General features: G+C 67.9%; 12 protein-coding genes. 7 read left to right on the plus strand and 5 right to left on the minus strand.

The annotated features are described in order from the left end of the window. Positions 1-181: 181 nt before the first annotated feature. The 4 genes from Q7I88_RS04100 (at position 182) to Q7I88_RS04115 (ending at position 3,467) form a co-directional block, all read left to right on the plus strand. Complete coding sequence (locus tag Q7I88_RS04100; protein WP_305097765.1) at positions 182-898, plus strand: hypothetical protein; 717 nt, start codon at positions 182-184, stop codon at positions 896-898. A 158-nt stretch (positions 899-1,056) separates the two neighbouring features. After that, entirely contained in the window at positions 1,057-1,779 is a 723-nt protein-coding gene (gene phbB, locus Q7I88_RS04105) for an acetoacetyl-CoA reductase (RefSeq protein WP_305097766.1), read from the plus strand. A gap of 51 nt (positions 1,780-1,830) precedes the next feature. Next, positions 1,831-3,225, plus strand: coding sequence for a class II fumarate hydratase (gene fumC, locus Q7I88_RS04110; protein WP_305097767.1), 1,395 nt, complete (start codon positions 1,831-1,833; stop codon positions 3,223-3,225). Continuing rightward, positions 3,222-3,467: a ribbon-helix-helix domain-containing protein gene (locus tag Q7I88_RS04115; RefSeq protein WP_305097768.1), complete on the plus strand. Its 246-nt coding sequence runs from the start codon at positions 3,222-3,224 to the stop codon at positions 3,465-3,467. The genes fumC and Q7I88_RS04115 overlap by 4 nt, the downstream gene beginning before the upstream one ends. Here the strand turns inward: Q7I88_RS04115 and Q7I88_RS04120 are convergent. Continuing rightward, positions 3,461-3,703, minus strand: coding sequence for a hypothetical protein (locus tag Q7I88_RS04120; protein ID WP_305097769.1), 243 nt, complete (start codon positions 3,701-3,703; stop codon positions 3,461-3,463). The two genes, Q7I88_RS04115 and Q7I88_RS04120, sit on opposite strands and share 7 nt — an antisense overlap. A gap of 115 nt (positions 3,704-3,818) precedes the next feature. On the opposite strand from Q7I88_RS04120, the gene Q7I88_RS04125 reads away from it, so the two are divergent. Continuing rightward, a complete protein-coding gene (locus tag Q7I88_RS04125; RefSeq protein WP_305097770.1) occupies positions 3,819-4,688 on the plus strand; it encodes a UTP--glucose-1-phosphate uridylyltransferase in 870 nt (289 codons plus the stop codon). Positions 4,689-4,754: 66 nt separating this feature from the next. Here Q7I88_RS04125 and Q7I88_RS04130 read toward each other — a convergent pair whose 3' ends face one another. From Q7I88_RS04130 to Q7I88_RS04145, 4 genes are all read right to left on the minus strand, one after another. Further along, the gene (locus tag Q7I88_RS04130; protein ID WP_305097771.1) at positions 4,755-5,444 is read right to left on the minus strand and encodes a M23 family metallopeptidase; all 690 of its coding nucleotides are present in this window, start codon (positions 5,442-5,444) and stop codon (positions 4,755-4,757) included. A 147-nt stretch (positions 5,445-5,591) separates the two neighbouring features. Next, positions 5,592-6,383: a ferritin-like domain-containing protein gene (locus Q7I88_RS04135; protein WP_305097772.1), complete on the minus strand. Its 792-nt coding sequence runs from the start codon at positions 6,381-6,383 to the stop codon at positions 5,592-5,594. After that, on the minus strand, positions 6,380-6,853 hold the full coding sequence (locus Q7I88_RS04140; RefSeq protein WP_305097773.1) for a peroxiredoxin: 474 nt from the start codon (positions 6,851-6,853) through the stop codon (positions 6,380-6,382). The genes Q7I88_RS04135 and Q7I88_RS04140 overlap by 4 nt, the downstream gene beginning before the upstream one ends. Further along, complete coding sequence (locus Q7I88_RS04145) at positions 6,850-9,516, minus strand: [protein-PII] uridylyltransferase family protein (protein ID WP_305097774.1); 2,667 nt, start codon at positions 9,514-9,516, stop codon at positions 6,850-6,852. The genes Q7I88_RS04140 and Q7I88_RS04145 overlap by 4 nt, the downstream gene beginning before the upstream one ends. 89 nt (positions 9,517-9,605) lie before the next feature. On the opposite strand from Q7I88_RS04145, the gene Q7I88_RS04150 reads away from it, so the two are divergent. Both Q7I88_RS04150 and Q7I88_RS04155 read left to right on the plus strand, forming a co-directional pair. Then, positions 9,606-11,285: a M28 family peptidase gene (locus Q7I88_RS04150; RefSeq protein ID WP_305097775.1), complete on the plus strand. Its 1,680-nt coding sequence runs from the start codon at positions 9,606-9,608 to the stop codon at positions 11,283-11,285. A 4-nt stretch (positions 11,286-11,289) separates the two neighbouring features. After that, positions 11,290-12,282 (plus strand): agmatine deiminase family protein, encoded by a 993-nt coding sequence (locus tag Q7I88_RS04155; RefSeq protein ID WP_305097776.1) that lies wholly within the window; start codon positions 11,290-11,292, stop codon positions 12,280-12,282. The last annotated feature ends 39 nt before the right edge of the window (positions 12,283-12,321 follow it).

Genomic DNA, 12,321 nt, shown 5'->3' on the forward strand with positions numbered 1-12,321 from the left:
ATTCAAAATGCATGGAATTCGTGGCGCTTGCGCCTAACGTCGCTATCAAGAGGGCGGTATCGCGATTCCCTCACCGGTCAGGAACCATTCAGGGCCAGGTGTGTGATAGGCGTACGGACCTTTGTCTGAGGAGGCTGAGCTGACGATGGGCAGGAAGCGCACAAGCGGCAGGACGGGCGGCATGACCGCCACCGTCGCGCTTGTCTCGCTCGTGCTCGCCGGCCTTCCGACCGCGGGCTGGGCGCTCGATTCGCTTGGCGGCAAGCAACTCGGGTCGGTCGCTGCCAACCTCACTTTCACCCCAGCGTCGGTGGACCCGCAAGTCGCCCGCCTGGTGGGTGAAAGCAAGTCGACAGCCCATCTGCTTCGCTTCACGCCCGCCGGCCTGGCGGAGCGGACGAATCGCTCGGTCACTGTCGCGGTGCGCGTGGACGAAGACGTGGCTCGCGCCATCCAGGTGCGCTCGGCGATCGATTCCGCGAAGGACCAGCTGGCCAGCACGGCTGCGGTGCGCATCGCCCCGACACGGTACAATTTGGGCATTTCGCGCGGCTATCAGAGCTTCGTGCAGCCCTCGGTGATCGACAAGAAGCTGTCGGCCGAATCGATTCCGGATCTCGCCACTTTCCGCCCGAGCCCGGGCGCCAAGCCGGACGAAAGCCGCTTCGCGCCTCGCATCGCGCTCGAGGCGGAAGAGAAGACCGGCAGCGCCCCGCTGACCCGCGATTCGATCGGTGCGCAATCGGTCGACGTCGGCGGCAGCTACCGTCTGTCGCGCAACCTCGATGTCACCGCCGGCGTGCGATACGAACAGGACCGCAATCGGCTCGCTCCGCTGGCCGACGCCAAGCAGACCGATAGCCAAGCGGTTTACGTCGGCACTCAGTTCAAATTCTAGGTCCGGCCGGCTTGCAGTCGGAGGGCGGAAGATCCAATGTTTTCGGTCGGCCGACCGCCGCAAACCCACCCCGCTTCGACGGGGTTTTTCTTTGCCTGCAAGACTGCGCCCGCTAAGCCTGTAACCGGGAACAGGATATCCGGCTGAAGGGAGAGTGCATGTCACGCGTCGCCATCGTTACGGGGGGAACCCGGGGAATCGGCAGAGCCATTTGCGAGGCGCTGCAGGCGCAAGGGCGCACAGTTGTCGCCAATTATGCGGGTAACGAGGAGAAGGCGCGGGCCTTCAGCGAAGCGACCGGCATCAAGTCCTACAAGTGGAACGTGGGCGACCACGAAGCTTGCATGGAAGGCTGCGCCCGCATTGAGAGCGAAGTCGGCCCCATCGACATAGTGGTCAACAACGCCGGCATTACCCGCGACGGCACGCTGATGAAGATGAGCTACGCCGACTGGACCGATGTGCTCAAGGTCAACCTCGGCGGCTGCTTCAATATGGCCAAGGCGACATTCGCCGGAATGAAGGACAGGGGCTGGGGCCGTTTCGTCAACATCGGCTCGATCAATGGTCAGGCCGGGCAATACGGCCAAGTCAATTACGCCGCCGCCAAGAGCGGCATCCACGGCTTCACCAAGGCACTGGCGCAGGAAGGCGCACGTTACGGCATCACCGTCAATGCCATCGCCCCCGGCTACATCGACACCGACATGGTCGCTGCGGTGCCCGAGAACGTGCTCGAAAAGATCGTCGCCCGCATTCCGGTCGGCCGGCTCGGCCATGCCGACGAGATTGCCCGCGGGGTGGCTTTCCTGACGTCCGACGATGGCGGTTTCGTGACCGGTTCGACGATGAGCATCAACGGCGGGCAGCACATGTACTGACGTCCCGGCGCGGGCGGTGACACGGACAATGACAGCGCGTAGTGTGTCGTCATGAGCGAGACCCGCATCGAATCCGATACCATGGGCGAAGTGGCGGTACCCGCCGATCGGCTGTGGGGCGCGCAGACCCAGCGTTCGAAGGACAACTTCCGCATCGGCGGCGAGCGTATGCCACCGGCCGTCATCCACGCGCTCGGCGTGATCAAGGGCGCGGCTGCACGCACGAACCGCGCCCTCTATCGGCTCGATGAGCGGCTGGCCGACGCCATCGAAGCAGCGGCGGAAGAAGTCGCCTCGGGCCGGCTCGACGATGAATTCCCGCTGGTCGTCTATCAGACCGGCTCGGGGACGCAGTCGAACATGAACGCCAACGAGGTTGTCGCCAACCGCGCCAACCAGCTGCTCGGCGGCAAGCTCGGTGCAAAAAGCCCGGTCCACCCCAACGATCATGTCAACATGAGCCAGTCGTCGAACGACACCTTCCCGACTGCGATGCACATCGCCGCCGTGCACGTTCTGCGCGAACAGCTGCTTCCGGCGCTACAGGCGATGCATGCCGATCTCGCCGCCAAGGCGGAGACGTGGGGCGGACTGGTCAAAATCGGCCGTACCCATACACAGGACGCGGTCCCGCTGACGCTGGGGCAGGAGTTTTCCGGTTACGCACGGCAGGTCGAGGCTGGAATCGCGCGCATTGAGGCGGCGCTGCCCGGGCTCTACGAACTGGCGCAGGGCGGCACGGCTGTCGGCACTGGGCTCAACGCCCCCCAAGGCTTCGCGGAAGGCGTGGCGCAGGAGATAGCCCAGGCGACGGGGCGGCCTTTCGTTTCCGCGCCCAACAAGTTCGAAGCTCTCGCCGCTTCCGATGCGCTGCTCTTCGCGCACGGCGCGCTGGCGACGGTCGCCGCCTCACTCAACAAGATCGCCGGCGATATCAGGCTGCTCGGCTCGGGACCGCGCGCCGGGCTCGGCGAACTGGCGCTGCCGGCCAACGAGCCGGGCTCCTCGATCATGCCCGGCAAGGTCAACCCCACTCAAGTCGAAGCGCTGACCCAGGTCTGCGCGCGGGTGTTCGGCAATCAGGGGACGATGCAGTTCGCCGCGAGCCAGGGTCAGTTCGAGCTCAACACCTATCGACCGGTGCTCGTCTATACCTTCCTGCAGTCTGCGGGCCTGCTGTCCGACGCCGCCGCGAGCTTCACCGAGCACCTGCTGTCCGGCCTCGAGCCGCGCGAGGACGAACTGCGGCGCGGCGTCGAACGCTCGCTCATGCTCGTAACCGCTCTCGCGCCGACGATCGGCTACGACAAGGCGGCGGCCATCGCCAAGGATGCCCATGCGCGCGGCGTGACGCTGCGCGAGGCGGCTCTCGACAGCGGCGAAGTGAGCGCCGAGGACTACGACCGGATCGTCGATCCCACCGCGATGCTCGGCCCTCGCAATTGAGGCGCGAAATCTACCACCCTCCCATCAAGCGCTCGGTCGAGATAGCGGGCCACAAGACATCGATCAGCCTCGAACCGCTGTTCTGGGACCTGCTCCGCCGGGCTGCCGAAAGCGAGGGGGTGCCGCTCAACGCGCTCGTCGCGCGCATCGATGCCGAGCGGATCGAGGCGCCCCTTGCGCCGGGCTTGGCCGGCGCGGTGCGACTGTGGCTGGCCGCGCGCGCCGGCGACGTCGATCAATAATTGGCGGGCGGGTCGGAAGCCGGGAAGCTTTCGTCGCTCTCCTCGTCCGGCTTGGTCCAGCCGCGCTTGGGCGGATCGGCCATGGCTTGTGGGCCCGAATCGCGCACTTGGGCAAAGTTCTCGTCCCCGGCCTGGCCATTGGCGAAGGCGGCCTGGTCGCTTGCCTTGTTCTTCTCCCACGCCTTGTAACCGACATATCCCAGTGCCCCGAGGGCGGCGAGCTTGAGTAGTGCCATCGATAATCTCCTTTCCCCGGTGCAACGCACCGCAGCGCCCTTGGGTCCGGCCGTCGCGGCGCACTGAGGCATCGGCGGTTGACGCGCGCCTTGCTGCACCGCAATGAACGTGGCTATGGACCGCAAGCCAATCAAAAAAGCCGTCTTTCCCGTCGCCGGACTCGGCACCCGATTCCTCCCCGCCACGAAGGCCATTCCCAAGGAACTGCTGCCAATCGTCGACCGGCCGCTGATCCAGTACGCGGTGGACGAGGCGCGCGAGGCGGGGATCGAGCAAATGATCTTCGTCACCGGGCGCGGCAAGACCTCGATCGTCGAGCATTTCGACATCGCCTATGAGCTCGAGGCGACGATGAAGGCGCGCGGCAAGGACCTCTCGGTCCTCGATTCGACCCGCTTCACGCCGGGCGACATCATCACCGTCCGGCAGCAGGTTCCGCTCGGCCTGGGTCACGCCATTTGGTGCGCCCGCGCGATCGTCGGCGACGAGCCGTTCGCGATCATGTTGCCCGACGAGCTGATGATCGGCGAGCCGGGCTGCATGAAGCAAATGGTCGAGGCTTATGGCGAGGTCGGCGGCAACCTGATCAGCGTTCTGGAAGTGCCGCGCGAGGAGGTTTCGAGCTACGGCGTGATCGATCCCGGAAGCGAGAACGGCGCACTGACCGAAGTGCGCGGGCTGGTCGAAAAGCCCCCGGTTGCGGAGGCGCCGTCGACCAAGATTCTGTCCGGCCGCTACATCCTCCAGCCCGAGGTCATGCGGACCCTCGAGAGCCAAGGCAAGGGCGCCGGAGGGGAAATCCAGCTGACCGACGCGATGGCGCGGATGATCGGCACCCAGCCGTTCCACGCGGTGACCTTCGCCGGCCGCCGCTTCGATTGCGGGAGCAAGCTCGGTTTCGTCGAGGCCACGCTGGCGCTGGCGCTCGAGCGTGAGGACATGGCCGAGGACGTGCGCGCCATGGCTCTCCGCCTGCTCGGCTGACAAAACAAAAGGGCGGCAGGATCGCCCCGCCGTCCTTTCGCTTGCCGTCCAAGCAGCTGGAAAGTCTTACTCGTCGTCGCCGCCGCCCTGGCCGCCCTCACCCGCCACGAGCGCGACTTCGCTCATGACCATGTAGGGGGTCGGATCGACCGCTTCGCCGGCCACGCGCACTTCGTAGTGCAGGTGCGGGCCGGTCGAACGGCCGGTGGTGCCGACATATCCGATCACGTCGCCCTTGTGCACGCTCTGGCCCTCGCTGACGTTGAAACCCGACAGGTGGCCGTAACGGGTTTCCATTTCCCCGCCGTGCTCCAGCTCGATGAAGTTCCCGTAGCTGCCGAAGCGCGAAGCCATCTTCACGTAACCGTCGGCGGGTGCATAGACCGGCGTGCCGGTCGGCGCGGCGAGGTCGACACCCTTGTGGGCGCGGCGGCCGCCGAGCACCGGATGTTCGCGCACGCCGAAGCCGCTCGACATGCGGGCGTAGTCTACGGGAATGAGCGAAGGCACCGAGACGGCCTGCCGCGGGGCGGCCATCGGATCGGAACTGTGCTCGGTGCTTTTCCAGCTGGCGAAGAGCTGGGTGAATTCCTTGTCCCCGTTGCCGAGGACTTCCTGCGAGGCGCTGCCCTTGAGCGAGCCGGTCATCTGCGTCGTCGTCGCCGCTGTTTCGTTGGCGACCGCGGGACTGGCGGCGATTGCCAGCGCAGCGGCGGCGAGAGCGGCTGAAGAGCGAAGGGCTCGATTGAAATGCATACGACCAGTATTCCCGTCCAGTTTCGTTTTCTGCCGGCAACTGGCGTTGCACGGCGCGTTCCGGACCATCGATCCGGTGAAATTTCTGAGACTTTGGGAACCCCCCCGCGGTCTCGTCGTTGAGATGGTTGACCGGGAAAAGGTTAACTAGGCAATGCCAGCGTACCAATCGCGCGGCAAACCGCCTGCGAGACGCGCCGAGTCGTTGAATGGCGGCTTCAGAGCGCCCCGGAAATGCAAAGCCACGAGATTCTGCCACAAATCGCGCGGCGTTTCGTCGCGCATACGGCTCGCTTCGCGGAAATGCTTGGCGCCGAATCCGACATGGCGAATTTCGTCGTCAAGGATTCGTTTGAGGATACGCGCCCCGGATTCGTCCCCTGCGGCGCGCACACGCTCGAGCATGCGCGGCGTCACGTCGAGCCCGCGCGCCTCCAGCACCATGGGAACCACGGCGAGCCGGGCGGCCGCATCGTGGCGCGTGTCGTGCGCGGCCTGCCACAGTCCGGAATGGGCCGGCAGCGCCCCATAGAAGGAGCCGAGCGCGCGCAGTTTGCGCTCGATCAGGGCAAAATGCATCGCTTCGTCGGCCGCCACGGCGAGAAAATCGGTGACGAAGCCGCGGCCCATTTCGGCGCCGAAGCGGCCGGCCATGTCGAGCGCCAGGTCTATTGCGACGAATTCGATATGCGCGATGGAATGCCACAGGGCGATGCGCGTCGTCTCCGCCCCGCCCTTGCCGCGCCGCGGCATCTGCGCCGGCGGCAGCAATTCGAGCGCCGCGGGCCAGGCCGGACGCGCGGGCATTTCCATATCGAAGGTCCATTCCAGCCGCCCGAGCCGCCAGTCGCGCGCGACACGGCGCGCGGCCATGACCTTCGCGCGCGTCTCGCCGGTCAGCAGGGCGGAGCGGATCGCGCTTGCAACCGATGTGCTCACAGTGCCTTCGCGGCTTCGAGAACCTCGGCGGCGTGGCCCTTGACCTTCACCTTGCGCCAGACCCGCGCGATCCTGCCGTCGGCACCGACGAGGTAGGTGGTGCGCTCCATGCCTATGTAGGTGCGGCCGTACATGCTCTTCTCGGTCCAGATGCCGAGCGCGTCGGACAGGCCGCCGCTCTCGCTGTCGGAGGCAAGCGGGGCGACGAGGCCATGCTTTTCGGCGAACTTCGCGTGCTTCTTCGGCGGGTCCTTGCTCACGCCGAGCAGGGCCGCGCCGACTTTGTCGAACTCGCCGGCCAGCGCGCTGAAGTCCTTGTTCTCCGTGGTGCAGCCCGGCGTATCGTCCTTCGGGTAGAAGAACAGCACCAGCTTGCGGCCCTTGAAGTCCGCGGGCTTCACGCTGCCGCCGTCGGGCGTCTCGAGCGCGATATCGGGAAGCGGATCGCTGACGTCGGGGCGTTCGCTCATGTCAAATCCTCCAGGGTTTCGCCGAATGTCTCGGCCCAGGTTGTGGCGACGTTTTGCCGCGCCTCGCGCAGGCTCTGCAAGAGCGCGTGGTAGTCATCGACGCGGCAGGCACAAGCCAGCGCCCGTGCCGCGGCCTTCGGTGGTTGCTGGGCGTCGGGGGCAAGGAGCCGGGCGGCGACCAGCAGCCGGCTCATCAGGTCGTAGTCGCGTCGGAACTCGCTGGGCAGATGTCCAGCCTCGGTCAGCGCATCGATTGCCGCGCCGAGATCCGGCGAGAGGCCGCTCCGTTCGCGCAGTTGCAGAAAATGGACGATGAACTCGCAATCGACCAGGCCGCCGCGCAGGAGCTTGGCGTCGAGCGGCCCGGCGGGGATCTTCGCCGCGGCCATTTCGCCGCGCATCTTGAGCACGTCGGCACGCAGTTGCGCCGGGTCGCGGTCCCGCTGCAGGGTCTCGTCGATGATCCGTTGCAGCTCGGCGCGTGCACGCGGCGGCCCGAAGACGGGGCGGGCGCGAGTCAGCGCCATGTGCTCCCAGGTCCAGGCATCGCTGCGCTGATAGAGCGCGAAGCTCTCCAGGCTGACGGCGATCGGCCCCTGCGCCCCCTGCGGGCGCAAGCGCGTGTCGATCTCGTAAAGGGCCCCCGCTGCGGTCGGAACGCTGAGGGCGGCGGTGACCCGCTGGCACAGGCGGTTGTAGTAATGCGACGAGGACAGCGGCCGCTCGCCGTCCGATTCCCCGCCGATCTCGCCGCTGAACAGATAGACGAGGTCGAGGTCCGAGGCATGGGTCAGCGCTCCTCCGCCGAGCCTTCCGAGCCCGAGGATGACGAGATCGCTGCCGTCGATGCGGCCGTGGACGCGGGCGAATTCCTCTTCCGCCGCGCTGGCTCCGACATCGAGCGCCGCTTCGGCCAGCCGGGCCAGGCCCGCGGCGATCGCGAGCGGATCGTGGCGCGCTTCGACGAGTTGCACGCCGAGGGCAAAGCGCTGTTCGCCAACGACGCGGCGGATTGCATCGAGGCGCGTTTCGTACTCGCTCCCCCCGCGTGTGCGCATGTCTTCGGCCAGGCTCGCGACCGGTCCCGGCAGGTCCAGGGCGGTCGTGTCGATCAGTGCATCGAGCAACTCGGGATGGCGCGCCAGCGCGTCGGCGAGGGTCTGGGCGAGCGTGACCACGCCGAGCACCTGGTCGAGCAGGCCCGGCCGGGCCTCGAACAGGCGGAACAGGTTGATTGCCGTGGGTATGCGCTCGATGATCGTCTCGAGCCGGGCCAGGGCGCGCTCGGGCTCGGGCGCCGAGGCGAGCGCTTCGGCTAGCGTCGGGCGGAGCGCGGCGAATGCCGCGCGCGCCTCGGGCCCGCGCAGCGTGCGCATCGTATCGCGCCAGCGGTCGAAGCGCGCCTCGATCGTCGCCAGCACGCTTTCGTCCGCGGGCGGTACGGGGCGGGCGCGGTCGTCGACCCGGCCGAGCAGGGCGTCGTAGCGCAGTCCCACCTCCTGCGCGATCGAGCGCACCTCTTCGACCAGCGCGGCGCCGTCCGCGAGCCCTTCGAGGCGTGCGACGTTGTCGAGCGCGGCGGACGTTTCGGGCAGCACGTGCGTCTGCCGGTCGTTGACCATCTGCAGGCGGTGCTCGAGCGTGCGCAGCCGGTCATAGCTTTCGCCGAGCAGCACCGCGTCGTCGGCGGCGACGATCCCCTCGGCCGCCAGGGCGTCAAGCGCCGCGCGCGTGCCGCGAACCTGCAGGGCGGGATGGCGGCCGCCATGAATAAGCTGGTGGGTCTGGGCGAAGAACTCGATCTCGCGGATGCCGCCGCGGCCAAGCTTGAGGTTGTAGCCCGGTCCCGCTTCGTCCGGCCCAGAGTGGCTTTCGCGGATTCGCGCGGTCAGCCGGCGCACTTCCTCGATCGCGGTGAAATCGAGGCTGCGGCGCCACACGAACGGGCGGATCGCGCGCAGGAAGGCCTCGCCCGCCGCGACATCGCCGGCCGCCGCCCGCGCGCGGATGAAGGCCGCGCGTTCCCATGCCAGCGCCGAACTCTCGTAGTGCGAGAGCGCCGCATCGAAGCTGATTGCGAGCGGGCTGACCTCCGAAGCCGGGCGCAGCCGCAGGTCGACCCGAAAGACGTAGCCCTCGGCGGTCTGCTCGGTCAGCAGCTCCATCAGCCGGCGCGCGACGCGCTGGGCCGCCTCGCCCGGGTCGTCGCGTTCCCGGCGCGGCAGCAGGGCCGGATCGAACAGCAGGATCGGATCGATGTCGGAGCTGTAGTTGAGTTCGCACGCCCCATGCTTGCCCAGCGCCAGCGCGGTGAATCCCGCCGGATCGGCGCCGGGCACGCGGTGCCGGATCGCGGCGCCGATCGCCGCATCCAGAGCGCGGTCGGCGAAAGCCGATAGCTCGTGCATGACGCGCGCCAGCGAGAACGCTCCGGCCAGATCACCGATCGCGAGCGCCAGGGCCAGGCCGATCCGCTCGCGGCGCAGGGCAATTGCGACATCGTCCTCAGGCACTGCGGCCGCGGCGAGCGCCTCCTCGCCGCGGCCTTGAGCCAGGAGTTCGGCGATATCGGCCCGGCGTTCGAGCGCGGTGGCGAGAAACGGCGCATGCGCCCGCGAGCGCTCCAGTGCGCCTTTCCAGTCCGCTTCGCTCGTTTCGGCCATCGCCGTTCAAGTGCATGGCTCGCGCGGCGAGGGCAAGCCTTGCGTCGCGGCGCTTGTTCCTCGCGCGCGGCTTTGCCAAGGGAGGCGCGATGGAGCGTCCCGCCAGGATTATCGCCGCACCGTGCGCCGCGCTGCTGCTCGCGCTGGCAGGCTGCGCCGGCGTGCCCCTCGCGCAGCCGGCGGCCGTCGGCGAGCCCATCTCGCTCGATACGCTCAAGGAGGTCACGCAAACGCTGGCGGCCGACACGTTCGAAGGCCGCGCGCCGGGCACGCCGGGCGAGGACAAGACGCTCGCCTATTTGGTCGAGCGTTTCGCGGCCGCGGGCCTGCAGCCGGGCAACAATGGCTCGTGGTTCCAGGACGTCCCGCTGGTCGAGATTACCGCCGAGGACCTCGGTGCGCTCAACGTCTACGGACCGGCGGCGGATTTGTTGTTCGCGGCCGGAAGCGACTGGATCGGGGTGACCTACCGCGAACAGGAGAGCATCTCGCTGCACGACAGCGAACTGGTGTTCGTCGGCTACGGCGTCGTGGCGCCCGAGAAGGGCTGGGACGACTACGCCGGTATCGACATGCACGGGAAGACCGCGGTCATCCTGGTCAACGATCCCGACTGGCGCAGCGAAACCGATGCCGGCCCCTTCGGCGGCCGGGCAATGACCTATTACGGGCGTTGGACCTACAAGTTCGAGGAAGCGGCCCGGCAAGGCGCGGCAGCGGCGCTGATCGTGCATGACGATTATCCCGCCGGCTATGGCTGGAACGTCGTCGAGCGGTCGTGGACCGGGCCGCAGTCGCACACCCGCAAGGAGAACGGCGGCGAAGCGCAGACGCTGGTCAACGGCTGGATCGACCACCGCGCCGCCGAGGCGATCGCCGGGGCGGTGGGGACGAACCTGGCCGGCCTCGCTGCGCAGGCGGAACAGGCCGGCTTTCGGCCGGTCCCGCTCGGCCTCAAGGTCTCGACCGCGTTCGACAATTCGCTGCGTTACATCGATTCGAAGAACGTCGTCGGCATCCTGCCGGGCAGCGAGCGGCCCGGCGAATACGTCATCCATACCGCGCACTGGGACCATCTCGGCCATTGCCCGGCGAACGATGCGGGCGACGACATCTGCAACGGCGCCATCGACAACGCGCTCGGCAGCGCCGCGCTGGTCGCGCTGGCCGAAGCGCAGGCGAAGACCGGCCCGGCGCCGCGCAGCATGGTGTTCCTCGCGCTTACCGCCGAAGAACAGGGCCTGCTCGGCTCGGAATATTACGCCGCGCATCCGATCTACCCGCTCGACCACACGGTCGGCGGGCTCAACATCGATGGCGGCGCGATGACCGGCCCGGCGCGCGACGTCGACGTCATCGGTCTCGGCAAGAGCGAGCTCGACAAGGTCCTGGCGCGCAACCTGGCGAAGCTCGGCCTCGCGGCCTCGGCGGATTCGGCGCCGCAGGCGGGATACTACTACCGCTCCGACCATTTCAGCTTCGCCAGGCGCGGGGTGCCGATGTTCAATATCAAGTCTGGGCAGGACCTGGTCGACGGCGGCCGCGAGGCGGGGGCTGCGTGGAACGCGGACTACCGCGCAAACCGCTATCACGCGCCCGACGACGAGTACGACCCGGCCTGGGACTGGCGCAACGTGCAGCGTCAGTTCGACCTGTTCTACCTCCTCGGCCGGGACCTCGCGACCAGCCGGGACTGGCCGAACTGGGTGCCGGGCGACGAATTCCGGCGTATCCGCGACGAATCCTGCGCCGCATCGGGAGGATGCTGAACCGATGAGCAAGACAATGCCGATGCCTGCCGAATTCGCCCCGCAGGACTGGCTGTGGATCGGCTTTCCGCACCGGGCCGACCTGTGGGGAGAGTTCACCGACCCGGCGCAGGAGCAGATCGCCGCCTATGCCAATGCCGTCGCCGCAACCGGGCAGGACGTGCGGCTGGTGGTGCACGACGATGCCAACGAGGCCCGCGCGCGCCGGCTGGTCAGCGCCGCGGTCACGCTCGAGCGTCATCCCTACGGCGACATCTGGCTCCGCGACACCGGGCCGATCGTGCTGTTCGACGATGCCGGCCGCCGCTTCGCGCGGCGTTTCCGCTTCAACGGCTGGGGCGGCAAGTACGACGACATGGAGGGAGACCGCGAGGTGGGCGAATCGCTCGCCCGTTCGGCCGGTCTCGAACTCAGCTTCGCCGACTGGGTCCTCGAAGGCGGGGCGATCGACAGCGACGGCACGGGGCTGGTCGTGACCACCGAGCAGTGCCTGCTCAATCCCAATCGCAATCCCGTACTGTCGCGCGAGGAGATCGAGGCGCGCCTGGCGCGCGATCTGGGCTTTACGCGCGTCCTCTGGCTCGGGGAGGGCCTGGCCTGCGACCATACCGACGGCCACGTCGACAACCTCGCCCGCTTCGTCGCGCCGAACACCCTGGCCATTCCCTTGTCGGCCGGGCCGGACGATCCCAACGCCGCCGTCTACGCCGACGCTCGAGCCCGGGCCCTCGCTGCGGGGGTCGCAGTGGCCGACGTTCCCTCGCCCGGCCTGGTCGGCGACGACGAGGGCGCCGAACCGGCGAGCTTCATGAACTTCGCCATCGGCAACGATATCGTCGTCGTCCCGACCTACGGCACGGCTCACGACGCGGACGGTGTCGCTGCAATCGCCAGCCTGTTCCCGGGCCGCGAGACGATCGGCCTGCCCGCCGACGCGGTTCTTTCCGGCGGCGGCAGCTTCCACTGCGCCAGCCAGCATGTCCCTGCGCAAGTCTAATTCTATTTGTTGCCCGACAGGGCCCAGCGAGGAACGAAC

Source organism: Croceibacterium aestuarii, from assembly GCF_030657335.1.
Classification (GTDB): domain Bacteria; phylum Pseudomonadota; class Alphaproteobacteria; order Sphingomonadales; family Sphingomonadaceae; genus Croceibacterium_B; species Croceibacterium_B aestuarii.